The organism is Clostridium pacaense (genome assembly GCF_020709765.2).
Lineage (GTDB): Bacteria > Bacillota > Clostridia > Lachnospirales > Lachnospiraceae > Enterocloster > Enterocloster hominis.
This window is the reverse complement of sequence record NZ_JAJFEB020000011.1, coordinates 144931-170878: the sequence shown is the minus strand read 5'-3', so window position 1 is coordinate 170878 and position 25948 is coordinate 144931. Positions and strand designations below refer to the sequence as shown.

19 protein-coding genes and 1 riboswitch are annotated in these 25948 nt (G+C 51.0%); of the genes, 8 read left to right on the top strand and 11 right to left on the bottom strand.

From position 1 onward, the window contains the following. Positions 1 to 160 precede the first annotated feature (160 nt). From LK536_RS47895 to LK536_RS47875, 5 genes are all read left to right on the top strand, one after another. Positions 161 to 6625 carry a doubled motif LPXTG anchor domain-containing protein gene (locus LK536_RS47895; RefSeq protein ID WP_506092184.1) on the top strand — a complete coding sequence of 2155 codons (6465 nt, stop codon included), beginning with the start codon at positions 161 to 163 and terminating at the stop codon, positions 6623 to 6625. A 230-nt stretch (positions 6626 to 6855) separates the two neighbouring features. Beyond that, a complete protein-coding gene (locus LK536_RS47890) occupies positions 6856 to 7068 on the top strand; it encodes a FeoA domain-containing protein (protein ID WP_008721944.1) in 213 nt (70 codons plus the stop codon). A 382-nt stretch (positions 7069 to 7450) separates the two neighbouring features. Then, positions 7451 to 7777 (top strand): hypothetical protein, encoded by a 327-nt coding sequence (locus LK536_RS47885; RefSeq protein ID WP_227796374.1) that lies wholly within the window; start codon positions 7451 to 7453, stop codon positions 7775 to 7777. A gap of 38 nt (positions 7778 to 7815) precedes the next feature. Continuing rightward, a complete protein-coding gene (locus LK536_RS47880) occupies positions 7816 to 8874 on the top strand; it encodes an alcohol dehydrogenase (protein ID WP_227796373.1) in 1059 nt (352 codons plus the stop codon). Positions 8875 to 9034: 160 nt separating this feature from the next. Further along, the gene (locus LK536_RS47875) at positions 9035 to 10375 is read left to right on the top strand and encodes an MATE family efflux transporter (protein ID WP_008721949.1); all 1341 of its coding nucleotides are present in this window, start codon (positions 9035 to 9037) and stop codon (positions 10373 to 10375) included. 32 nt (positions 10376 to 10407) lie between these two features. Here LK536_RS47875 and LK536_RS47870 read toward each other — a convergent pair whose 3' ends face one another. Continuing rightward, positions 10408 to 12282, bottom strand: a complete 1875-nt coding sequence (locus tag LK536_RS47870) for a PEP/pyruvate-binding domain-containing protein (RefSeq protein WP_025482998.1) — start codon at positions 12280 to 12282, stop codon at positions 10408 to 10410. 274 nt (positions 12283 to 12556) lie between these two features. Between LK536_RS47870 and LK536_RS47865 the strand changes: the two genes are divergently transcribed. Further along, positions 12557 to 12940 carry a BlaI/MecI/CopY family transcriptional regulator gene (locus LK536_RS47865; protein ID WP_008721956.1) on the top strand — a complete coding sequence of 128 codons (384 nt, stop codon included), beginning with the start codon at positions 12557 to 12559 and terminating at the stop codon, positions 12938 to 12940. Beyond that, on the top strand, positions 12933 to 15557 hold the full coding sequence (locus LK536_RS47860) for a M56 family metallopeptidase (RefSeq protein WP_227796372.1): 2625 nt from the start codon (positions 12933 to 12935) through the stop codon (positions 15555 to 15557). The genes LK536_RS47865 and LK536_RS47860 overlap by 8 nt, the downstream gene beginning before the upstream one ends. Before the next feature lie 9 nt (positions 15558 to 15566). On the opposite strand, the gene LK536_RS47855 is transcribed toward LK536_RS47860, so the two are convergent. The 9 genes from LK536_RS47855 to LK536_RS47815 all read right to left on the bottom strand — a co-directional run bounded on the left by LK536_RS47855 (position 15567) and on the right by LK536_RS47815 (position 23876). Further along, positions 15567 to 16487: an AEC family transporter gene (locus tag LK536_RS47855; protein ID WP_120057238.1), complete on the bottom strand. Its 921-nt coding sequence runs from the start codon at positions 16485 to 16487 to the stop codon at positions 15567 to 15569. 133 nt (positions 16488 to 16620) lie between these two features. Next, positions 16621 to 17220: a thiamine phosphate synthase gene (locus tag LK536_RS47850; RefSeq protein ID WP_227796371.1), complete on the bottom strand. Its 600-nt coding sequence runs from the start codon at positions 17218 to 17220 to the stop codon at positions 16621 to 16623. Then, positions 17213 to 18367 (bottom strand): 2-iminoacetate synthase ThiH, encoded by a 1155-nt coding sequence (gene thiH / locus LK536_RS47845; protein WP_474913013.1) that lies wholly within the window; start codon positions 18365 to 18367, stop codon positions 17213 to 17215. The genes LK536_RS47850 and thiH overlap by 8 nt, the downstream gene beginning before the upstream one ends. Before the next feature lie 95 nt (positions 18368 to 18462). Beyond that, positions 18463 to 19254, bottom strand: a complete 792-nt coding sequence (locus tag LK536_RS47840) for a thiazole synthase (protein WP_008721966.1) — start codon at positions 19252 to 19254, stop codon at positions 18463 to 18465. A gap of 59 nt (positions 19255 to 19313) precedes the next feature. Then, the gene (gene thiF, locus LK536_RS47835) at positions 19314 to 19955 is read right to left on the bottom strand and encodes a sulfur carrier protein ThiS adenylyltransferase ThiF (protein ID WP_331472199.1); all 642 of its coding nucleotides are present in this window, start codon (positions 19953 to 19955) and stop codon (positions 19314 to 19316) included. 2 nt (positions 19956 to 19957) lie between these two features. Beyond that, a complete protein-coding gene (gene thiS / locus LK536_RS47830) occupies positions 19958 to 20155 on the bottom strand; it encodes a sulfur carrier protein ThiS (protein WP_227796369.1) in 198 nt (65 codons plus the stop codon). Positions 20156 to 20352: 197 nt separating this feature from the next. Next, positions 20353 to 20455, bottom strand: a riboswitch (TPP riboswitch). A gap of 113 nt (positions 20456 to 20568) precedes the next feature. Further along, positions 20569 to 21396, bottom strand: coding sequence for an ABC transporter permease (locus tag LK536_RS47825; RefSeq protein ID WP_008721980.1), 828 nt, complete (start codon positions 21394 to 21396; stop codon positions 20569 to 20571). A 16-nt stretch (positions 21397 to 21412) separates the two neighbouring features. Further along, a complete protein-coding gene (locus tag LK536_RS47820; protein ID WP_008721982.1) occupies positions 21413 to 22183 on the bottom strand; it encodes an ABC transporter ATP-binding protein in 771 nt (256 codons plus the stop codon). 202 nt (positions 22184 to 22385) lie between these two features. Next, positions 22386 to 23876, bottom strand: coding sequence for a polysaccharide deacetylase family protein (locus LK536_RS47815; RefSeq protein ID WP_025482989.1), 1491 nt, complete (start codon positions 23874 to 23876; stop codon positions 22386 to 22388). Between the two features lie 125 nt (positions 23877 to 24001). Between LK536_RS47815 and LK536_RS47810 the strand changes: the two genes are divergently transcribed. Beyond that, positions 24002 to 24463, top strand: coding sequence for an HIT domain-containing protein (locus LK536_RS47810; protein WP_506092183.1), 462 nt, complete (start codon positions 24002 to 24004; stop codon positions 24461 to 24463). Positions 24464 to 24551: 88 nt separating this feature from the next. On the opposite strand, the gene LK536_RS47805 is transcribed toward LK536_RS47810, so the two are convergent. Continuing rightward, positions 24552 to 25937 carry an alanine/glycine:cation symporter family protein gene (locus LK536_RS47805; RefSeq protein WP_008721989.1) on the bottom strand — a complete coding sequence of 462 codons (1386 nt, stop codon included), beginning with the start codon at positions 25935 to 25937 and terminating at the stop codon, positions 24552 to 24554. Positions 25938 to 25948: the final 11 nt, after the last annotated feature.

Genomic DNA, 25948 nt, shown 5'->3' with positions numbered 1-25948 from the left:
CAAATTGTGACTGGGTTGTAACCACGATTTGTTAGAATTAAAATGAATAGCCATTATGTGATTTTAAAGTATGTATGGAAGGAGTAGTTGTATGAGGGGAAAGAGGTCTAGGGCCAGAAAACGAAGTTTTTTTTACCGGCAGAAGCGGCTTATTGCGTTCATGATGGCGATGGTAATGACATTTACCAATATTAGCGCCAACTGGAATGTTGCTTATGCAGGTGCAGCAGAAGAGGTGGAATTTGAAATAACGGGAAGTAATCTGCTGCTTTCCCTAAAGGAGGCAGTTGCTGGCGGCAATGTGGTCAGTGAGGGAAATCTGGATTTTACAAACGGTCCGGTTGATAAATTCCATGAATTATTTTTTGGAAGCGGTGTGGTTTATGAACTGTTTCCAGAGATAACAGGAAGCGGCATGGACGCAGAGCTTCGTGTCTTCGCCCGTCTGCCGGAGGAGGCAGATGATGCATATACTGTTACCGGTGATGAGGAAATCATCATGATGTATATCAACAACAGTGATGTGACACTGAACTGTCAGACCAGGGTTGATGATAAAAGTTTAAAACAGGTAACGGTTAAGAGTTTTGAGAATGTATTTGGGGATGATGAAATTGAGATTATTTCCAAACCATCAGAGGAGATTGTGATTGATACATCGGAAAATGGCGGCAATCTGTCAGATGATGGTGATACCCAGAACTCCACGGCAGCAGATGGGAACCAGGATGGGAATGATGGAACCCAGGTTGGCGATGGGCATGACAGTGTAGTGGAAATAGAAGATACCACGACGGCAGGAACAGATGCCACAGGAGACAAAGAAACGTCAGAGGATAAATCCGAAGGTTCTACGGAAGAATCGGCAACGCTTCCGGAAGACAATGCTGGGGAAGTTAAGACAGAGGAAACTAAGACAGAGGAAACTAAGACAGAGGAAACTAAGACAGAGGAAACTAAGACAGAGGAAACCCAGCCAGCAGGATCCCAGCCCAAGGAAACCCAGTCCAAAGAAACTGAAGCACCGGAATCCCAGGAGAAGGAAGAAGAGCCGGAAATCCAGGCAGAACCGGTTGCATCGATTTCAGTTAACTATGCACCACGGGTTGCAGAACCATCAGAAGAAGCAGGGGGAGCAGAGGAAAAGCCAGAGCCGGCAGACCTGCCTCATGCATCTGCTGATGATACAGGGACAAAGACGGATGAGCCATCTATAGAGGAACCAAAGGAAACAGAAGGGGCAGCGGCGGACAGCAGTCCGAAGGAGACATTACCACCCCAGGAGGCATTGCCGCCAGTAGATAACGGTGATACAGGAGAAAACGGGGCAGGGACGCCAACCAATCCGGCCGTACCGGAAACTCCAAAGGAGACAGAACCATCAGCACCGGAAATCCCGAAGGAGGCAGAACCATCGGCACCGGAAATCCCGAAGGAGACAGAACCATCGGCACCGGAAGTCCCGAAGGAGACAGAACCATCAACACCGGAAGTCCCAAAGGAGACAGAACCATCAGTACCTGAATCACCTGAGGGAACAGAACCCTCCGCCCCCGAAACACCGGAAGAAACAGTTCCCCAGATTCCGGAGGAGACACAGCCGGTTCCAGGCACCCCCGATGTTGCCACTGGAAGTGAGGCTGTCCAGCCGGAAGAAACGGTTAAGGCGGAAACAGCAGGCGAACATGATCTTGTGGGAATGGGCAATTGCAGTACTGCAAAGATTTACAGCATGTCATTAAAAGATGTGCTTAAGAAATCATATCCCAAGTTCAGATACACGGAAACCATTGATAATGGGGTAAAAGTTACATTGAGGGCCAACGCAGGCGTACTGCCAAGCGGAACCACTGCAGAGATTGTAGATGTTACAGATAACGTAAAGGACGCGGTGACAGAGTCTTCCGAGGGAAATATATCCGATATCGTTGCATGTGACATAACCCTGAAGGATGCCGATGGCAATGTTCTGGACAACGACAGCTGGATTGGATACGTGCAGGTTACATTTTCCGGTTCACCGGTTAAAGAAGTAACGCAGGGTTCTGAAACCATTGCCGTTATGTGTATCAATACGGATGTGGATACCACATCGGAGGTACTGGCGCCAGCGGATGTTAATAATCTGGAACTTGTCAATGAAATCACCCCGGACCACACAGAGGGTGTCAATCAGGTTAACTTTGACGCAGAGCATTTTACAACGTATTTTGCCACAGGCGTCAGCGACTGGGACTGGATGTATACCCTGTCTGTTAAACAGATCCTGACGGATCCGGCTACAAATAACAGGTATGTACAGTGGGATGAAGTCCTGTTAAAGAGCAGCAATTTTGTGAATAATCAATTCAGCTACGCTGATTACACGCTGGACGCGCTTAAGAATCCCGGTGTAAAGCAGACCACGGCAGACAGCCTTGTCATCCAGAAAGATGTATTTGGCAGGAACAGGAATGCAGAGGTTGAAATAAATTACCTGCTTCAGGATGGATACTATGTATACCGCGGTTCAGATGGGACGGGCAAGACCGTTAATATGAATTGGATTGAAGGAGAACGGGTACAGGCGGTGGCTGATGAGACGTATCCCATCTATATAAATGCCCAGCAGTATGCTGATTTAAAAAGTAAGACCAATGCCCATCCGGCTGAGTATGCAGGCACCTGCGGCCAGATACCCGGATTCTTCCCAAAGGAACGGCACATGCATTATATTCCCACCAGATATGATGCCAATGCCTGGGTAATCTCTTATGTGAGATGTGATAAGTATGGCGGGGAATCAGAGGATTATAAATATTTCCGGGTGATTTTTGAAGATGAGGCCGGGGAAATGCTCAAAGAGATGAGTGTTAAGGAAAACGACAGGCCTGTTCCTCCAAGTGGTATTGAGGATTTGGAAGGATGGTATCTGCGCAGTGATTTAAGCAAAAAGATATTAGACCCATTACCTCAAATCACCAATAAATATGCCGAGGAGCATTCAGAGGTCTATCCAGGAGGCGCCAAAGCTGTTGTATTTGTGGCAAAAACCACCCCAAAACCAGATACAGGCCAATATAAGATTGATGTTGATAAAGACATCGTAAAGGTGGTTACTGCTGATGGAACTGTGTACGAAGGACGTGATGCAGAGGATCTGGTTGAAAAGGATAGGGGCGGTGTGACTGCCGGAGATACCATAACATACAGGATAGTCATAAAGAACGAAGGCAACCGTCCGCTTACCGGTATTTGTGTTACTGACAAAATCATGAACAGTGGAAACCCCATTGATTTAGGGGAATATGCCAATATCGATAAGATTGAACCGGGCAAGCCGGTTGCATTTACCTATGATTACACCATTCAGGCCGAAGATGTAAAAGTATACGACCATGAATTTGAACTGGAAAACAGGGTCGAGGCAGTGGCGTCTGAACAGGATAAGCATGGCAATCCGGTAAAGGACAGTGACAGTGAAGATATTGACCTGATAAAGATTGTGGTGAAACCAGTCCTGGGCATTGAAAAGAAGGTAAGCAATACAACTCCTAAGCCAGGTGAGAGGATTACCTATACAATTACGGTAACGAACCGGGGCGATGGGGCTGCCAAGGATATCAAGGTAACAGATACGGTTCCGGAGGGGCTTGGGAATATATCGACATCCCCGAAGGCAGATAAGATAACAGGCAGGACCTATACCTGGAATATTAAAAACCTGGAACCGAACGGTTCAAGGGTATTTAAGGTCTATGCAACGGTTGATACTAAGGCAGAGCCGGGAACACAGATTTCCAATACAGCCTATATTGACGAAGCGCATTCCTCCACAGAAACCATAACTGTCACAGGAAGCCGTCTGGGAATCACAAAAACAGCGTCCGAGAAAACGGTGAAACCGGGACAGACATTTAATTATGTAGTGAAGATTGAAAACACAGGTAATGCCCCGGCGAAGGATGTGATGGTTGAGGATAGGTTATCCGACCATCTGGAATTCATTAAGGCCGAACCACAAGCAGGATCAATCAGAGGAAATAATATAAAGTGGAAGATTGACCAGGTAGATGCCAAGGAAGTAAAGGAAATTGTAATTACTGTAAAAGTAAAGGATAATGTAGAGCCAGAGACTAAGATTTATAATACTGCTACTTTGAATGGATGCCAGAATTCCAATAAAGAGGTAGTGGAGGTCATTGGCAATAAGGTTAAGATAACAAAGAAGGCCAATGTAAAAGACAATAAGGTAGTAGCTGGCCAGGAGTTCACCTATACCTTGACAATCCAGAATCTGGGCAGTAAGCCTGCAAAGGATGTAATCGTAACAGATAAACTTGTGCCTGAACTGGAATTTGTGAAGTCTTCACCGGCTCCTTACAAATCGGATGACAACATTAACCAGTACCAGTGGAAGATAGATAATATCAAGGCATGCGGTAAAGCAGAGATAACGATTACTGTTAAAGTCAAGGATGCAGCAGCACCCGGAACCATAATCAGTAATACGGCATTAGCAGACGGAAAAACGTCAAATGAATCATTGGTAACGGTTACTGGCAGTATACTGGAAATAACCAAGAAAGCCAGTCAAAAGGCTGTAAAGCCAGGTGATGGATTCCATTATACATTAACTGTAAAGAATACAGGCAATGCAACGGCGAAAGACATCAAGGTTACGGATGTACTGCCCGAAGAACTTGAATTCATAAGTTCCTTCCCTTACAAGGAGACTGAAAACCAGGGCCAGTATGAATGGTCAATCAAGTCTATAAAGGAAGGATGTGATGTATCCATACGGGTATATGTGAAGGTGAAAGAATCGGTTGCACCGGGAACGGAGATATTCAATACTGCTAAAGCAGGAGATATTCCATCGAATGAAGAAAAAGTAACCGTAATGGACAGCAATCTGGTAATCACCAAGAGCGTTGACAAGACAGATCCCAGACCTGGAGATAAGGTTGTCTATACTTTAACCATAACAAACACTGGTAATAAAATGTCAGGCCCATCCATAGTAGAGGATCGGTTATCTGACTATCTGGAGTTTGTAAGACAGGAAAGCTCATGGACAAGTAGTCCTGGATGGGATAACACATACAGATGGGGGCTTCCTCATCTGGATCCAGACGGAGAAATAACAATCACAATTACAGCCAAGGTAAAGGAAGATACACCTGCAGGCACCGTGATTGAGAACATTGGCACGGTTAATGGAAAAGAGTCCAATCCGGTTGAAATCACAGTAACAGGCCCGTCACTGGGTATCGTAAAGACAGCTGATGACCAGACACCGGTTAAAGGCGGCTTTGTAACCTACACTCTCAAAGTTACGAATAATGGAAATGCTTCAGCACAGGATGTGAAGGTTGAAGATAGACTGCCTATGGGGCTGGAGTTTGTAACGGAAGGGTCAACGCCAGGCTGCACGGTTCTGGACAATGGAAAACTTCAGTGGACAATTGATGAACTGGAAGCGGAAAAAGACAAGGATATCATAATAGTAACCAAGGTTACCGCTGAGGCAGGAAGTCAATTAAGTAATATCGGCTATGTGGATGATATTCCGTCCGTGCCGGAAGTGGTAGTGGTGGGTGAATTAAGCTACACGGTTAAATTCTACACAGACAGTACATCAGATGGAAACCATATTGCAGGAGCGGACCGGGTAATCGAGGATGCAACACTGGGTATGGCTATTGATGAACTGGCAGTGGACACAACTTTGGATACTGATAAGGTGCCGGACGGATATAAGGCAGAGGGCATCATTGATTTAAGCAACAGTATTGATAAAATCGGGGATGACAGCGATAAGAATATCATCCGGGTTTATCTGCCGAGGAGAACCGATTTAAGCTATACCGTCAACTACTATAAAGATGCTGTTGATGGCAGCCTGATTGCAGGAGATGGCAATTTCCTTGGAAGTGATGTATTTGCTGACCAGGAATACCTGAAGGTCATAACCGGTCAGGATATAGACAGGACAAAATATGCCCCATACGGATATACGGATGAGGGAAGGGTAGAGCCTGAAACCATTACAATCACGACCAATGTAGAAGAGAATGTGATTAATGTCATCTTTGATAAGGATCCTGAGAAGACGAAAGAGGTTTCCTACCGGGTGGAGCACTATCTGGGTAATGAGACATCTCCAAGGGATGCCCAGACCGTGACGGTTAAAGTATGGCTCGACGATCCGGGTGTGATTCCTGTGACAGCAGACTCCTTAAAGCCGAATACATATGCGGGATATACCTTTAAGGGCTATGAACCTGCAGGGATTAAGGCAGGGGATATAATGGAAGACGGGGCGGTTATAAAGCTGATGTATACGGCTGACAATACTCCGGGCGGAGGAGGAAGCGGCGGTGGAGGCGGCTCCAGCTCCGGCGGCGGATCGGGGAGATATGGAACAACAACCGGCGGGCCGGGAATGACCGCAATCCCGGAACAGGAAGTGCCGTTGGCAGAAGCCCCTGAATTAGCTGCATTAATCGATGACGGGGAAATCCCGTTAGCCGGGCTTCCAAAGACCGGGCAGGAAACTGCAAGGACAGAATTAACACTGGTATTATCCGGTATCTTCCTTGTAATGACTGCCGTAAGCAGGAAACGCAGGGATGAGGCATAGTATCCATCCTGAAATTTGAATTAGAATGATCCATGAAGGAAAGCCTGGGTTTAAAGCCCGGGCTTTCCCGTATTCTATGAGCTTCTTTGGTATTCCTGCTTTTTAATGGACCGGTATCATTTGGAAGGATAGAAGATTAAAATACCCTAACCCATATTGCCATTGACTAACAGCCCTTGCGGCATTTAAACTATAATCAGATAGCGGACAGCACGGATGGAGGCGGGATTATGCAGTCATTGACAGAAGTAAAGGCAGGAAATGAATGTACCATTAAGTGGATGTTTGGCAGTCCCCAGGCGCTGGATATCATGAATCAGCATGACATCAGGGAGGGAAGCACGATTCATGTGTTCCTGCAGGGCAGGGACAGTATGATTATTGGAAAAGACAGTGTGCGCCTTGCCATTGGGAACGAGATTGCAGAGCGGATAAAGGTGTGATTGAAAGAGTAGGGAATATGCAAGGCCCCGGAAAGAATCTGGTGATATATTTTTCATTGGATTCTTTCTGGGATTTTGTTCTGTCCTGTAACCCTGTCCATAATATTATAATACGGCCAGAGATGGAATCTATAATCTGGATTTGTATTCCGGCCTGCTATCCGGTCCGTTGGGGATGTTGACATTTCCAGTTCAATCAAGTATTATAATTATATTCTTACATAGTTGCATAGCTTAATTTATTTAAGCAATATGTGCATTCGCACATTCTGGCAGTTTCTGCCGAACAATCACATTTCTATAAAACGGCAGGAATCCAGGATGGAAGTAGCTTTTTATCAAGCTGTCGGTAGTCATCATTTGCCTGGATGGAAGGGATGCCATGGATTCAAAGAGAAGTCTCCACGGTTTTTTGGGCACACTTCTGTCACCGGATATGTCAGCGGATGAAAAGAGGGAGGTTCTGGAACGGGATTATGGCATGGAGATGGAACAGGAACTGGGAGAGGGGTTGAGGCAGATGTGTAATTTGAGTGAGGCGATTGAGGAGAGAGGGTTCAGTAAGGGGTTTAGCGAAGGAATGGAAGGCTTTGCATTGTTGGTAGAAAATCTGTTAAAAGAATCCGGACTTGGGGATCTGCAGAGGGCTGTAAAGGATGAGGCGTTGCGCAGGCAGCTTTTTGAGGAATATGATATAGTAACAAAGTAAAGGCAGGACGGTTAAGTCCGACAAAGGAGATATAATATATGTCAAAGAAAACAATGAAAGCCGTGGTCTACAAACATACAGGAACCGTTGCGCTTGAGGAGCGGCCTCTGCCCGGACTAATGGATTCCCGGGACGCAGTGATAAAGGTGACATTGACCACTATCTGTTCCAGCGATATCCACATTAAACACGGGGCAGTACCAAGGGCCATTCCGGGAACCATCCTTGGACATGAATTCGTGGGTATTGTGGACCAGGTGGGGAATGATGTGAAACGTTTTAAGCCAGGGGACCGGGTTGCGGTTAATGTGGAGACATTCTGCGGGGAATGCTTTTTCTGCAAAAGGGGCTATGTGAATAACTGTACGGATGAGCATGGAGGCTGGGCACTGGGATGCCGCATTGACGGAGGGCAGGCTGAATACGTCAGGGTACCGTTTGCGGATAACGGCCTTACCCATATTCCTGATGATGTGACAGATGAAGATGCCCTGTTTACCGGAGATATCCTGTCCACCGGGTACTGGGGCGCATCCCTGGCTGAAATCAAACCGGCCGATACGGTTGCCGTGATTGGAGCAGGCCCCACCGGGCTGTGTACCCTTATGTGTGCAGGGCTGTATGGCCCGGCCCGGGTGATTGCAATTGATGTCTCAGATGAACGCCTGGAGCTTGCTAAAAAACAGGGACTGGCGGATATCATCCTTAACCCGCTTAAACAGGATGTGGTTCAGGAGGTACTTCGGCTTACGGAGGGACGGGGAGCGGACGCGGTCCTGGAGGCAGCAGGAGGCAAGGACACCTTCCAGACTGCCTGGAAGATTGCAAGGCCCAATGCAGTGGTCTGCGTGGTGGCCATGTATGAGGAGGCCCAGGTCATCCCTCTTCCAGATATGTATGGGAAAAACCTTGTTTTTAAGACCGGTGGAGTGGACGCCTCCTGCTGCGGGGAAATCATGGAACTGATCCGCGCAGGCAGGCTTGATACCAGCTGTCTGATTACACACCGCACCACGCTGGAACATATCATGGAGGCATATGATATATTTGAGAACAAAAAGGATCATGTCATCAAATATGCGGTGAATATTGAGTGATGCGTGTTTACAATATTTTTACATAGCCAATATAGTGATAGAAAATAACTGGTAAATGTTGTATGATAGAGGAAGCGGATTCATGATGGTCTGCTTTCTCTTTTTAAGAGGATTTTTAATTGGGAAATGGGGTGTTATCTTGCAGCAGGCAAATACAGACATGATTAAGGGAAGTATATTCAAATCCATACTATGGTTTTCCATTCCGCTGTTGATTGGTAATTTCTTTCAGCAGCTTTATAATACCGTGGATTCCTATGTGGTGGGAAATTTCGTGAATACCAATGCCCTGGCGGCCGTGGGGGCGTCCACGCCGGTGATTAACATGCTGGTGGGCTTTTTCATGGGCTTATCGGCGGGCGCGGGCGTGGTCATCTCCCAGTATTTCGGCGGACGCAGGAAGGAAGATATGAGTAAGGCGGTCCATAGCTCCATTGCGCTGACCGCCCTTCTCAGCGTGGTGTTTACCGTGGCGGGGATGCTTCTTACAAAGCCCCTTTTAAGGGCCATCGGGGTGCCGGAGGAGGTGCTGCCGCATTCCTCCCTGTATCTGACCATCTATTTTGGAGGCATGACATTTTCCCTGTTTTATAATATGGGGTCCGGTATCCTGCGCGCGGTGGGGGATTCCAGGCACCCGCTTATCTATCTGGCAGTTGCCAGCCTTGTGAATATTGCGCTGGACTTCCTGTTTGTGTGCGGATTCCATATGGGGATAGCAGGTGTGGCCATTGCCACCATCATCGCCCAGGCAGTAAGTTCCGCCATGGTCATGTACAAGCTCATGCATACCCAGGAGGATTATAAGCTGGAGCTGCGCAAGATACATTTTCATAAAAAGATGGTTAAGAAAATCATAGCCTTCGGGTTCCCGGCGGCCCTGCAGCAGAGCATTACATCTTTTTCCAATGTAATCGTGCAGTCGTATATCAACCGGTTCGGCGCCACTGCCATGGCTGGATATTCCGCGACCATCCGGATAGACGGGTTCCTCCAGCTGCCGCTGCAGAGCTTCAATATGGCCATTACCACGTTTGTGGGACAGAACATCGGGGCTAAGCAGTACAGGCGCGTGAAGAAGGGAATCTGGGCCGCATGGGTGATGAGCTCCCTGGTCATCCTGGTTGGGTCCGTGAGCATGTATTTCTTTGCGCCGTACCTGATTGGCGTTTTCACGGACGATGCACAGGTGATTGCCAATGGTAGCGGTATGCTGCGTATCTTCTCCTATGCATATATTGTACTGCCGGTGGTACAGGTCCTGAATGGGGCACTGCGCGGCGCAGGTCTTTCCAAGATTCCCATGTACTTCATGCTGGGATGCTTTGTTGTCCTGAGACAGATTTATCTTATGGTAGCAGTTCCCATGACCAACAACCTGTTTGTGGTCATGACCGGCTGGCCGGTTACATGGGTGATATGTGCCATTGGAATGCTGGCGTATTATCTGAAGGCGGACTGGCTGCCTGAGGAGGCGGCGCAGAAAAAGGAAGTGCAGTAGCGGGAGGTCCTGTTCATTCCTCCCGCATATCTTTAATCCTGCATGCCTTGAATCCTGCACACCGCCCGCCCTTCGTGGGCGTCCAGGGTCAGGCTGGCCCTGCATTTCCTGACGTCATATAACTTTACGATCCGCAGCATCTCCGGCTCCTCCGGGCAGAGTCCGGCCAGTATCTCCGGACAGCCAGCCAGCAGCTCCGGCTGGTAAAGGCGTGTCTTGCTGTTGTCATTGATGGCGCCGTAGTAGACGTCTGCTTCCACCATGTCCTGGAACATGTGGCTGCCATAGGACAGTTCCGGGTGGTATCCCGCCTTATCGTAGGCAACTTCGCAGATGGCGTTAAACTGGCTGATTTCGGAATAAGCTACCGGGACACCCAGTTCAGGGGATGAGGTGCCGATCCTTCCGGGCACCAGAAGCATTAGCTTGTAATCCGTATCTTCAAAGCGCTGGTTTATCCTGCCGATGAACCGCGCCACGTCCGGTTTTTTCGCATAGGTGTATTCGTAGTATTGCTGGGGGTCCACCCAGACAATGTAATCTATCCGCTCTTCCTTGGAACGCCGCATGGATGTCCTGCGCACGTCAAACAGAAGCTCATGGTCCACGCCTTCCGGAATCCGCACCTGTTCGGAACGGGCGGCCTGAAGGGGCCTGCATTGCAGCAGGTTCAGTTTCCATTTGTCCTCCTCCGGGCAGGTAACGGCAAATTCCACATCCACGGGGCGTCCGTATGCTGTTTCCAGCATTTTCATGAGGGCGCGCATCATATGTATGAAATCCATGTCATCCACCAGTCCCTGGCAGTCCGCAAAGTATATCTTCCTGTAGATATGGCGTTCCGCCAGCATGTCTTCTGCCTCCGTGTCCCTGCTTAGGACCATTTTTTTCTGCCACTTTGGCAGTAACTCTATAATCTGCTCCAAGGGTTTGGTGCAGAGCTGTTTGGCGGCAAAGTCCAGGACGTCCACCTTCCGCTGGGAGAACTTGTGCCGCTCCGCCATGGTGGTGCGCAGGTTGGCCTGTGCCCGGTCCAGACATATGAGGCGGGGGTAATCCCCGGGGGTCCGTTCCACTGCGCGGGTGCCAAGTCCTGCTACCATGCGCAGCATGCCGGCCTCGGGATTCAGGTATTCCATCCACTTATATGGATTGTAAGAACAGCCCATTCCTGCTGCGGCCGGAAAATAAAAGCTGCCGTAAGCCTGTCCTGCCACCTGCTGGATTAACAGCGCCATCTGCTCGTCCACATCCAATAGATGGCGTTTCCTGCGGTACTCGATGGCCTGTTCATTCATCACGCTGGCATAGACACGGCGGATGGCGTCCTCCAGTTCCTCCAGCCGTTCTTCCTTTGTTCCCTGGTTCATGCAGAAGATGGATTCGTATTTGCCGGAAAAGGCATTGCCGTATCCGTCCTCCATAATGCTGCTGGAGCGTACAATGATAGGGGTGGTTCCATAATGGTCCAGCATGTCTGCCAGCTCTTCCCGTATATCATCGGGAATCATGCCGTTCCTTAACCGGCTGGTCAGTTCTTCTGTTTCCTTAAAATGTTCCTTTTCCAGTGTATGCCTGGCTTTAAGCTCGGCACAGCGGTTCAGCACCAGGTAGCGGTAGAATACATCCGTGCCGACGAAAAAGGAATTATGCGGTTCAATATGACCGGAGTATTCCGGCATGTCCTGCTCTATCAGTTTCCTCGCCACAAGCAGGCCGCACGCCTTGCCTCCTATAACCCCGCCGCCTATCTTGCGCTCCCAGACCTTTCGGAAATCTTCATCAGTAAAATGTTTCAGTATCAGCTGTTCCATATGGCTTTCCGTGGTCATCATCTGATTGCAGATGCATTTCCGTTCCTCGTTTGTCAAATGCTCTTTTTTTAATATATCAGGATAATCTGCCATTGCTTACCGCCTTTCCCCATATAGGATTTTCATCCGTATTTGATTTAATCATAGGATATTTTTTGGGGAAAGGCAAGGGCATATATAAAAGCGATGGCAAGCGATGGTAAACAGGATTCCGTATTGACAGGAATAGGTTATGAGTTTACAATGTTAGTATACGAATGTATACTAAATATGGTTTTTACAGGAATTTTGAAAAATGGCAGTATTGAAGATGCAGGGCTATTAAAAACATGGAAATATCAAATCACAGGAATCCGGAGGACCGAACATGGAAAAAATCAACCTATCAGACGGCGAATGGAAATTAATGAACCTTTTATGGCAGAATCCGCCCAAAACAATCACCCAGCTCACAAAGGAACTGGAGCAGGCAACCGGATGGGGGAGGAATGTAATCATCACCATGCTGAAGCGGTTGGAAGCCAAGGGGGCTGTCCGCCATGAGGAGGGGGAACGGGCCAAGCTGTTCTATCCTTCTGTTGAGAGGGATGGGGCGGTCCTTGAGGAGACCAGGGGATTCTTAAACCGCGTGTACCAGGGCAGCTTAAGCCTGATGGTCAATGCCATGGTCAGTTCCAGTGAGTTATCCGATGAGGAGATTGAGGATTTAAAGGCAATCCTCGATAAGGCAGAGGAGGGGCGCCATGGTTGAGACATTGATTACATCATCGGTCCTGATCCTGGGAATCATCCTTCTCCGTTTCCTTTTAAGGGGAAGGATCAGTCCCCAGCTTCAGTACGGCATATGGGGGCTTGCGGCGCTTAGGCTGGTGATGCCCTGGTTTTATCCGGTGCTGGGCTGGATGGGGAATATGACAAGCCCGTTCAGTGTGATGAATGCAGCGGAAACCATCCGGGAACAGGCTGTTTCAAGGCCGGACCTGGGACCGCTGGTCCATAACCTGTCTTCCGGTCAGGTGACGCATTATACAGCCCCTGCCACCATGGCCCAGCGGGCTGCGGGGATTGACTGGCAGATGATTATCCTGATTTTGTGGGGAGCGGGCGGCATCCTTTTATTTATATGGATGCTCTGGATTAATTTACGTTTTTCCTGGCGCATTTACAGAAACAGGGAACGTTATGACGGGGATACATATGGAGCCACAGCGCTTCCCGTATATTGGGTTGAGGGCCTGGCTACCCCCTGCTTCATGTCATATCTGGGTGACCGGGCCATTTACCTTCCAAAGGGGATGGTGGGGGATGAGAAGCGCTTGCGGCATGTGCTGGTCCATGAGGACTGCCATGCCCGGCGCCGTGACCATATCTGGGGAGGGCTTCGCTGCGTCCTTCTTTGCTGCTACTGGATCAACCCGCTGGTATGGGCGGCTGCGTTCTTATCCAAACGTGACTGCGAGCTGTCCTGTGATGCGGATGCGGTCCGCCGCCTGGGGGAGGAGGAACGGTTTTCCTATGGAAGGACCTTGATTGACCTGACGGTCAGACCCAGGGCAGTGTCCGGTTTTCTGAATATTTCCTCAGACATGTGGAACGGGAAAAAGGCCGTGAAGGAGCGGATTTCCATTCTGGCAAAACATCCGAAAACCACTGGAATCATGGCTGTCCTGATTGTATCCGCGCTTTCCTGGCTGGCGGTGTGCACCTATACGGGGAGGCAGCAGGAGGATGATATAAGAATCAGGGCAGAGCAGTGGGCCAGGGCATTTTGTGACAGGGATGGGAAGGCATTGTATGGTATGTATGATCCGGAACGTCCGGAAGGTTTTTATGGGATGGAACCGGTGATGTCACTGCCGGAGGATCCGTATATCAGTTTTGGGTGGTCCAGTCCATGGCCCATGGACCATGTCTTCCAGATCCATAATCAGGATAACCAGTCTGTGATTACCTACTATGCCATGACCTCCGATCCCCACCGGTGGGTATGGAAGGAGAGGATTACCTGGAAGAAGACAGACGGTGTCTGGTATGTGGACCAGAGCCATCTGACCCAATATGAAACGATTCATTCCGCCACTGAATTTTATGAGGCATACAGCGGAGGGATTGCAGGAACCGCCATGGACTACAGGCGGGAAGGAATGGCGGAAACCCTGAACCGGAATGCCCGGACAGACATGGTATACCAGGACCTGCTGTCCCCAGGACTGTCCATGGAAATGCTCCTGAACCTCCAGGGAGGGGAGGCAGCTGTTGTGAAGGACGGGGAAATGACAGTGGCTGTCTATACGTTCCCGGATAAAAGCCAGGCAGCTGTTTCCATGATCCAGCCCTTTGGGGCAGAGGGAATCTGGATACCGGAGGAGATAAGGGAGGCGCCTGAGGTAATGGATGAAGGATTGAAGCCGGAAGATGGCGGGGCAGGTGGAACGGAAGCGATTGATGGAACAGGAACAGAAGCCAAATCCATCACGGCTGAAGACGTGATACGCCTGGCCGGAATCCGTGATACGGAAGATCTGGCTGCGCGGACCGCGGATTTTCCTGAACCGAATGATAGGGACGACAAGGAACAGGGGGATTACCTTGACTGGTTTGAATCCTACATGTTTTATTATAAGGGGGAACTGTACTCGCTTACTATCTCATACCGCAGGGAGGACGACAGCCTGGAGGACATCATCCTGGTACGCCAGCCAACCTCAGAGATGCTGAATATTTACCGTACGCCGGAAGATGTAAAGCATTATAGGATGACGCTTCCGGATGAAGAGGGCATCCGCCGCTTTTTGGATACCCACACAGCCATGACGGATTACCTGACGTACCGGCTGCCCCGGGGGCTGTCCAACCAGGGGTATACGGAGGCGCTGAGCAGTACAGGGGGAAATGTATTCGCGGCCTCAGACCCGGAAGACATAAAACGTCTGGACCAGCTGGCTTCCCATATTGATTATGATTTTGTTCCCCATTCATGGTGGGCAGCAGGAGCGGTGGAACGCTATTCGGGCGGATGGCCAAACCGCAGGTTCAGCCAGGGTGAACTGGCAGACATCGGTCTTCCCTGGAACCATTCCATGTTCATCACGGAACCGGTCAGGGTCATTGATTGTGAGGCCCCTGCCCTGCTGGTCCTGGTACAGCATGATTTATACACGGCTGCCTCACTGGAGGATGTGGAAGCTGAGTACGGACCTGTGCCGGAGGAGGACCAGACCTCCCGTATGTGGTATGTATTCTTTGCAAAGCCGGACAGCAGTGAGGTGTATTCCATTTCACTGAATGCGGATTTATACGAAGATACGGATGTACTGAAGCTGGCCAGAAGCGTTTATTTCACAGATAAAGCATGGACCGTTAAATAGCTACAGCCGCTACAGCCGGAACCACATAGCCAGGCCGGACATGACGAATAGTCCGATGATGATGGACACAGAGGCGGTAAAGCTGGATACGGCCGTGTCTCCCTTGCATTTTTCCGTATAGATAGGAGCCAGGGTACTGACCGGGGCAAATACGGTCACGGCCAGCACCTGCCGCATTTCCAGGGAAAGGGGCGCAAAGTGGTAAATGGACAGGGAGAAAATGCAGGCAGATAACAGCCGTCCCAGGATGACCCGCATGGTGTTCCTGAGGGCGGCGCTGCCATGGACAGGCCGCAGCATCATCCCGATCATCAGCATGGCCAGAAAGCTGTTTGCCTGGTAGACCGGTTCCAGCAGGGCGTCGAGCCAGCCGGGAATACGGATCCCAATGGAGGAGAAAACCAGCATCAGCATATAGGTGTCAAAGGGAATGGATCCCAGGAACCTTTTCCACACAGGCGTCTGCGCGGAGCCATTGTCCCCGGTATCCAGGTGAAGCAGGGTGGTTACCAGGGCATAGGAACCTCCGGTCATCATCACGGCATTGCCGGTATCAAACATGCAGGCGGCCACGGAGCCGGCCGGGCCGAAAAAGTTCTGGATTAAGGGCAGGGTAAAACAGCCGATGTTGTATCCTGCCATATTAAGCATGGTGAACATCCGGTCCCGGCGGTCCAGCTTTCCTGTCAGGCAGTAGGCTGCCAGAAAGGGGAGGAGGCTGCACAGGAAACCCAGGACAATCATGAGGTAAATGGATGGTTCCTTTTCAAACCCGTAAAAGGAGTGGATGACAGCGGCAGGCAGCGTGATGTTGAGCACAAGCCTGCTGAATGTCTTCTGGTCATTGCTGCTTAAGATGTTCTTGTGCCTGAGCAGGCAGCCTGCCAGTATCAGTGCGCCGAAGGCGGCTGGTTTTATAAGGAATCCCATGGATGTAAGCCTCTTTTTCTATATGATTTCATTACCCTGCAAAAAGGTCTGCTGTGGGTTAATTCTACTGCTGCCAGGGGGGCGGCGTCAACTGTTTTTTGTCTTAGGGCGTGTTTGGAAATCCGTTCCTATCCTAGATTCCCATCATTCCCGACATGATGCATCCTCCGGCTGCCCCGCATCCCAGCACTTCCTTTATCTGTGCCTCATCCAGGCGGATGCCGCCGATTCCATAGACAGGGATGTCAACCGCTTCACAGACCGCGCGCAGGAAGCCGGTTCCGCGCGGAGGCAGCCCTTTTTTGCAGTCCGTGGCATAGATATGTCCGGCAGTGAGGTAGGAGGCACCAAGGGCCGCTGCCTCCAGGGCTTCCTCCACACTGTGGACAGAGACGCCTATGGTCTTAAAGCCATCCGGAAGGCCTGTGCCGGATGCCTCCCTCAGCCGCCACAGGGGGAGATGGATTGTATCCGCGCCCAGTTGGCGGGCTGTTTCCATGAAGCTGTGGGCAATGAAGGGAACCTGATATTCCCTGCATATCTTCATCACCTCTTTGGCCAGTTCACCATATTCAGCATCCGGCAAGTCCTTTTCCCTCAGGATCAGGGCGGCCGGATGGAACCGGCAGACCCGGCGGATCTGTTCCGCAAAAGGTCTGGAACAGAGGTTCCTGTTGGTGACCGCCAGGATGTGTCCTTTCAGTCCGGGGTCCGTTATCAGATTCTCATACATAGATATAATCACTCATGACCGGCTGCAGATTCCGCGCAAGCAGGTCATGGAACACCTCATCCACGCTCCGCCCGTCCGATATCTCAAACTGGTCGTCCCCTTTCTCCTTGATTTCATCTGAATGGCTGCCGATGCCCGTGCTCACACCTGCCGATATCTTGGTGGCGGCAATGGAAACCAGGTTGTCCCTTACCCGGGCGCACTCCCTGGTGGAGATGGTGATGCTGGCCCACGGCATCAGGAGGCGGTAAGCGCATACCACCTGAAGCAGCTGTGTCTCGTGTACATCCATGGGATTGATTCTGTCATTGTTGATGATCGGCCGGAGCCTTGGACAGGAAAATGCAATCTCAGCATGGGGGTATTTCCTCTGAATGAGCCAGGCGTGGCAGCCGGTTGCGAATGCGTCTTTGCGGAAATCCGCCAGCCCCAGGAGGGCGCCGAAGCCAACGCCCCGCATACCGCCTTTAATGGCCCGTTCCTGTGTGTTGAGACGGTAAGGGAAACATCGTTTATGACCGGACAGATGCAGGGTTTCGTATTTACCGGAATCATAGGTTTCCTGGAATACCGTTATATAATCAGCCCCGCATCCGTGGAGATAGGCATATTCATCCGAATTAAGGGGATAGATTTCCAGCCCGATGACCTTAAAGTAGTTCCTTGCAATCCGGCAGGCCTCCCCGATATAGGGGACCGTGGATTGGCTGCGGCTTTCGCCTGTAAGTATCAGGATTTCCTGCAGGCCGGTGGCGGCAATGGCTTTCATTTCCTCCTCAATCTGTTCCGGGTCAAGCATTGCCCGCCGGATCTTGTTCTTGCAGTTAAACCCGCAGTAAATGCAGTAGTTTTCGCAGTAATTGGCAATATAGATGGGAGTGAACATCTGGATGGAGTTGCCGAAATGTTTTCTTGTCTCTGACTGTGCCGCCCTGGCAATCTCCTCAATGAGGGGCTGCGCGGCGGGGGAGAGGAGGGCTGCAAAATCCTCAAGGTTTCTCATGTCATGGTTCAGGGCGGCCTTTACATCGCCCGCCGTATAAGACGCCGGGTCATAGGCCTCCATCAAGGAAAGGACCTGGCGGTCAATGCCGGAATCAAGGACCTCCATGTCCGGGAGATAGGCCATGTGGTCGGTCCGCTCCATTTCCAGGTCCTGCTGTACCTGGGTGTTCAGTATACTTTTATTCAGTACATTGGTTTCATTCTTGTTATTGGACATAGCATCTGCCTTTCTGTGGTTCAGTCATGAAGGAATCCGGTCAGGGGGGAGGAGGCGCTGGCCTGCTTATCCAGGGTTCTCCCGAGTCCGGCCAGGTATGCCTGCCGCCCGGATTCAATTGCCAGCTTGAATGCATGGGCCATGGCGGGCACGTCCCCTGCGGTTGCAATGGCTGTGTTGGCCATGATGGCAGCCGCCCCCATTTCCATTGCCTCGCATGCCTGGGATGGACGTCCGATTCCCGCATCCACGATGACTGGAAGGTCAATCTCGTCAATGAGGATCTGGATGAAGTCCTTTGTGCACAGCCCCTTGTTGGTTCCGATGGGAGCGGCCAGGGGCATGATGCACGCGGCGCCCGCATCGGCCAGGTCCCTGGCTGCGTTCAGGTCCGGGTACATATAGGGCATGACCACAAAGCCCTCCTTTGCAAGGATTTCGGTTGCCTTCACGGTCTCGGTATTGTCGGGCAGCAGGTATTTCGTGTCGTGGATGACCTCTATCTTTACAAAGTCCCCGCAGCCTGCAGCCCTGGCAAGGCGTGCTATGCGCACGGCTTCATCCGCATTCCTGGCCCCGGAGGTATTGGGCAGAAGGGTGACATGCTCCGGTATATAGTCCAGTATGTTAGCAAGCCCTCCTTCATTTGCCCTGCGCAGGGCCAGGGTGATGATCTGGGCATCTGCCTGTTCCACGGCAGCGTGGATTAAATCCAGGGAATATTTGCCTGAACCCAGGATGAAACGGGAGGTGAAGGTATGCCCTCCCAGGATGAGCGGGTCGCGGTCTTTCTCAATGATGTTGTCTGTCATGGTATGAAATCTCCTTTTTAATATGTTTGATGTGTCTGCTGTGGATGTTTCAACACGCCCTACGCCTCCTCCTCACCGAGGATCAGCCGTACAATCATGTTGGCCTGATGGGCGGCGCAGAGCATTACCCTGGGCGCCATGAGGCCGTATCCGGATTCAGGATCCGAGATGCCGTCCCCGCAGAGGTAGAAGTGTTTCCCTGCTTTCCTGGTAATCACGGCATTGCTGCTGCCATAGCCGGCCATGCCGGATGCGGCCACCAGATATTTGCCGGGGAAATGGGCCAGTATGCCGTTGGCCAGCATGGCCTTGGCCTGGGGACGGTCAAATGCCTCGCAGATAATGGTTTCCCGGTCAAACAGGGAAACCAGGTTATCCTCTGTCACCTTCACGCAGTCCGTGTAAATATCCAGATATGGGTTAATTTCCCTTAGTGCGTCTGCCAGCGCATCTGTCTTGTATCTTCCCAGATGCCTGGCCGTATACTGCTGCCGGTTCAGGTTGGTAATGTCCACCACGTCATAGTCGATGAGATGCAGGTGCCCCACGCCGATCCTTGCCAGCGCTGATGCCACATGGGAGCCAAGCCCTCCAAGCCCTGCCACGGCAATCCGCGCATGGTCCAGCCTTTCCTGGACCTCTGGGGTATGCCGTTCCCGCAGGGCTTCCTGCAGCTGTTCCCTGGTCACTGTATCAGCCATAATCATCCTCCTCCTACAAAATTTACGATTTCCATTACATCACTGTCCGTCAAAGCGGTTGCGTCATAGCTGTTTTTAGGCAGTATGCTGCCGTTCAGCTCCACGGCAATGCGGTCCAGACGGTAATTGTGTTCCAGAAGATATGTCCGGACGGACACGGGCTGCGTCAGTACGACGGTAATGCCATTGATGACTGCCATTGTTCCACCTCCTTTCCCTGCGGGATTGTTGTGCGATATCAGCATAAAAAAAGTTCACGAAGCAATACACCCGCGGTGGTGCACCCCTTCGTGAACATCTGCTCACTCTGTTTACCAATATGGATTTTAAGGCAGCCGGATGTAAGATATCTGGCTTTAACGCAATAAAAAACGGGAATACCAAGGTATTCCCGCATATAAGCTGCTTCATGGGTCCCTACGTTGGCATTATCCAAATCAGGTTCATGGGTCGAAGTTCACAACTTCCTCTCAGCCTATCAATAAGCTCCCCTATTTATGGAAATCAGTATAAGATATGGAAGGGGATTTGTCAACAGGAAATTTGTGATCTGCCTGTCTGCAAAAGGCAGCATCCTCACTGGACCGTAAGGATACTGCCTCCATACCGGCGCCTAACTAAGCTTACTTATCCTCTTTTCCGCATACGCGATAATCTGGTACAGCACCCCGGACACAATACAAAGTATCACAATGGAGGTCACCACCATGGTCATGGCAAAGGTCTGGGACCCATAGGTAATCAGATAACCAAGTCCGGCCTTGGCGGACAGGAACTCGCCGATGATGACGCCCACCAGGCACAGCCCGATGTTCACCTTCATATTGCTGATGAGCATGGGCAGGGAACCTGGAAGCAGGACCTTTACCAGCACATCCTTCCGGTTGCCGCCCAGGGAGTATATCAGCTTGATTTTCTCCGTATCCATCTGGGTAAAGCCGGTGTAGAGTGTGAGGATGGAGCCGAACACGGCCACGGATACGGCTGCAACGATGATTGTCTTCATGTTATTGCCCAGCCACACGATGAGAAGAGGGGCCAGGGCTGATTTCGGAAGGCTGTTTAAAAGCACAAGGAATGGCTCCAGCACCTGGGCCACGCTTTTGCTGGACCATAAAAGCAGGGCGCAGGCCAGGCCAAAAACAGTGCATAGGGCAAAGCTTACAAGGGTCTCCAGCAGGGTCACGCCTGTGTGGAGGAACAGGCTGCCGTCCCGTGTCATGCTTACCAGGCATTTGGCAATCATGGTGGGGGAGCTGAAGATGAAGCTGTCAATCCAGTGCATGTCAGCCGCCAGCTCCCAAAGGGCCAGAAGAAGCACTAAAAGCATGATGCGGCAGATGGTGACCTGGCGGTGGCGGCGCAGTTCCCCTTCCACAAAGGCCTGCTGGGCCACGGACATTTCACATGTGCCGCAGTTTTTCCTACCCTGTTCCTGCATGGTATAACAAGGGCCGTTATGATTCATATGTCTTCAGCTCCTTCCATACGGTATTAAAATAATTGGAAAATTCCGGGCAGTTACGCCTGTCAAGGGAGCGGGTGCAGCCTTCCGGGAAATCAATGGATAAAACGGACTTCACCCGTCCGGGCCGCGCGGACAGCACGACAATACGGTCGGCCACACTGATGGCCTCAGACAGGTCGTGGGTCACCAGGATGGCCGTTTTATGGGTCCTTCGTATGATGGAGCTGATATCGTCGCACACGGACAACCGTGTCTGATAGTCCAGGGCGGAAAATGGCTCATCCAGCAGCAGTATATCCGGCTTTAAGGCCAGGGTCCTGATTAACGCGGCCCTCTGGCGCATGCCGCCGGAAAGCTCGGAGGGCTTTGCATATTCAAATCCGGCCAGGCCATAGGCGGACATCATATCCAGAAGTTCAAGCCTGGCAGGTTCGTCCAACCGTTTTTGTATTTCAAGTCCAAGGGAAATATTGGAGAAGATGTTGCGCCATTCAAATAAATGGTCCTTCTGCAGCATATAACCGATAGCAGAGTGTGTCTTGGACAGGGGGGCGCCGTCAATGCTGATGGTCCCCTTTTCAGGCTGGGTCAGCCCGCTGAGCATGGTCAGGAGAGTGGATTTTCCACAGCCTGAAGGTCCCACGATAGCAACAAATTCCCCGGCAGACACATCAAATGATATATTGGAAAGGGCCAGCGTCTCACCATCCAATGAGTGGTAGGAGTAGCTGACCCCATTTACTTCCAGTTTGGGAATCATGAAAAAGCTCCTTTCAATTAGAAATCAATTCCTTGATTTATTATATGTTGACAACTGGAAACAGTTCGTGCGTTCTTGCCTGTACATGTGCGACGGGGAAAAATAAGAATGGGGAAGCCGTATCTGGAAAAAGAAAAATAAAACAGGCAGTGTGCGGTCTGCTTCGTCATGAAGCGGCCGGCACACTGCCTGGGTTTATATCTTACTGGTAACTCCATTCCACCGGAGTAGGTCTTGCGGAATCAAATATCTGCGCCGCATCGAATAAATCACTTAAACGTTTTTTGGAAGGGTCTGTCTGGGTCATGTCCTCATAAAGCCGGTAGCCGTCCAGGTTCCTCCTTGCCATGCGCAGATAGTTATTACCCATCTGCATCCAGTATGGGGTGCTGGCATCCACGTTGCAGAAATACCGGAAGCCCTTGGACTCCAGATACTTAAACCGCGGGTTGTCCTCCTTATATGCATGCCAGTCAGCAATGTCATTGCCGTAAGGATAGAGCAGGATATCCGTGGGACCGATCAGGGATTCCACCTCGGCTTCCCACTTGTCCGTGTCCGCGCGGAAACGCTCCTCGGAGATGGCAAAGCCGTCCTCCGGATTCTTGGCCACGCCCAGCTGCAGATGGCCCCAGCTGTGGGAGGCCAGCTCCCAGCCATTGTCCCTTAAGCACTGGGCCACCTTGGCGGCCTGTTCCCGGTCCGCCTCATAGGTGGGGCTATCGGAATACTTGGAGGCGGCTGTCCGGTAACCCAGGATGCCTTCATATCCGGTAAATGCAATGATGGCCCTTGCGCCCTTGTATGAGAAATCAGGATGTTCCTGAATGAAATCCTCCAGCAGGGGAACCAGGTCGTAGGAGCCGGTGGACACACTTCCATCGTCCATGGTCATCTCACAGGTGGGCTTACCGTCCGCGCCAATCACAATACGGCTGGCAAAGCCATCCCCGTCCATGTACGGGTAGTAACAGACATCGTCCTGTGACATGACGAATGGCTTCTTACCCTCCGGCAGCATGATGTTGCCCTTCACGAACCGTTTATTGCCGTTTCCATCCGCCTCTTCATAGGCAATGTCGTGGATCCGTACCAGCACATAGCCACGTTCATACATGGATTGGAGCATTTTCATGAATTCATCCTTAGTGGTCATGACTGAATTATAGCCCCCGCTGTCCTTGTCCCCGTCAAATGCCTTGGAAGTATCCATAATCAGCGTGTGGAAGAATACATGGGTAATCTGGTTCATATCGGCGGGTACCAGCGCCGCCTTTTCTGACTCATACCGTCCCAGTGCTTCCTGCATCCTGGCTTCGGTAACGTCCATGCCGCTGTTGTTGATGAGGTCAATGGCCTTGTCATAATCGTAGCCCAGCGCCAGCCTGTCTGCCTGGGCAATGAGCCTTGAAACATCATCCTGGATTACCTGTGTCTCCTCCGTGGACGGTACGGGGCTGTCCCCTCCGCCTGAAGAAGGGCCTGCCTGGGCAGAGGATACAGCCGCCTGGACAGAACCCTCCGGCCCGGTGGGCTGTTTCCCCAAAACAAACCGGTAGAGGGTGAAGACACCGCCCCCTACCAGTAGTGTGATTGCCAGTAATACGATGAATGTCGGAAGATGCCGCGACATCATGGTTAATTTATGTCTGCGCCTGCGTGCCTGCCTGCGTCTGAAATCTGCTTTACTCATAAATCTGCTCCTATATGTGATACTTGTGTATCATTATAGCATAGAAATGGAAAAGTTGGTACATAGAAAGAAAAACAAATATTGGAATTGCATTTATCATCCATTAGTGGTATGTTAAAACCGGAATGAAATCAAACATAAAGGAGATAATGGTCATGGAAGAGATGGTAAAAGATACGAATTGCGCATATTGCATGCAGGGCGGGCTGGTTGCCAAATTCGGGTATCCTGTATGTGAAATGAAGACAGGCTTCCTTTATATATTCAAGGAGCAGAGCAAGAGGGGAAGGGTGATCCTGGCCCACAAAAAGCATGTGAGCGAGCTTATAGACCTGACCGACGGGGAGAGGAATGATTACTTTGCGGAGATTGCCCAGGTATCCAGGGCCGTGCACAAGGTATTCCACCCGGATAAGGTGAATTACGGCGCATACGGCGACACGGGCCACCACCTGCATTTCCATATTGTCCCTAAGTATGAGGGCGGCGAGGAATGGGGCGGTACCTTCGAGATGAACAGCGGGAAGACCATGCTCAGCGATGAGGAATATGAGGAGATGGCAGAGGCGCTGAGGAAGGCGCTGTAGGCATGCTGATATCATGAAAGACGGGATGAATCCTGCTTTGATGCAGGAACCCATCCCGTCTTTTATGATGCCAGGACTTGAGAGGCAGTTACTTGCCGCATGGCTGATTTTTCATGTACTTTTCCTGATAATCATTAAATACTTTCATGAATGTACCGGATAAGAACAGCAGTGCGACCGCGTTGGGGATGCACCAGAAGCCGGATACGATATCGACCACGGTCCATACAAGTTCCGGGGTCTTGCCAAGGGAAATGAATCCGGGAACCAGCCAGACCAGCCTTATGAGCAGCTTGGCCGCATTGGAGCCGGATGCCTTTGGGAAGATGTAGAAAAAGGCGGACTCGTAGTTGATTTCCCATCCGACCATGGTGGAGAAGGCGAACAGGCAGAGGCAGACCGATACGATGATAGGTCCCATGTTTCCGTAGGTGGAGGCAAATGCGGACTGGGTCAGCGCCACGTCCTTAAGGCCGCTCTGCCAGATTTCCGGGCCGCTGCAGATGATGGCCAGCGCTGTCATGGTACAGACAACCAGCGTGTCCACGAATACCTCAAAGGAACCGTACATGCCTTCCTTGAAGGGGTGGGCCGTGATGGCTGTTGCGTGGGTGATGGGGGAGGTACCGCATCCGGCTTCGTTGGAGAAGGTACCGCGGGCAGCGCCCTGCTTGATGGTCATGGCAACCGTGCTTCCTGCCAGTCCGCCTGTAGCGGAAAGGGGAGTGAACGCATGGGTGAAAATGGTTGCGATTGCCTGTGGGACCTGGGTGATGTGGGTAAGGATGATGCCCAGGACCGTGATGATATAAATCACGCACATGACAGGGGTTACCTTTTCACAGAACTTGCCGATTCCGGTTACGCCGCCGATCAGTACGGTGCCGCAGATCAGGGCAGCCACCACGACGATGATCCAGGTGGGGATATGGAAGGCGTTGTTCATGGCATTGGACATGGCAAAGGGCTGTACGAATGCAGCGGTTCCCAGGCCGCCCACAATGATGGTTATGGCAAAGAAGATGGCTAATGGTTTCCATTTGCGGCCCATGCCGCGCTCAATGTAATACATGGGGCCGCCGTAGAATACGCCGTCCTCTCCTTTGATGCGGTAATATTGGGCCAGTGTGACCTCCACGCACTTGGTCAGCATGCCGAACAGGGAGATGATCCACATCCAGAACACGGCGCCGGGGCCTCCCACAAAGATAGCGGTGGCCACGCCGGAAATGTTGCCGGTGCCCACACATCCAGCCAGTGCGGATGAAACAGCCTGGAGGGGCGTGAGGGTGCCGTCCCCTTTTGCGGAACCCTTTTTGAACATCTCACCGGCCGTGTTTTTCATGATGTGCTTAAAGTGGCGGAACTGGAAAAAACGTGTCTTAACCGCGTACAGAAGGCCTACTGCGAAGAGCAGGATTAATACAGGAGCACCCCAGAGAAAGGAGTTAAGCTTTACTAAAAAGTTTTCCATACCTATACCTC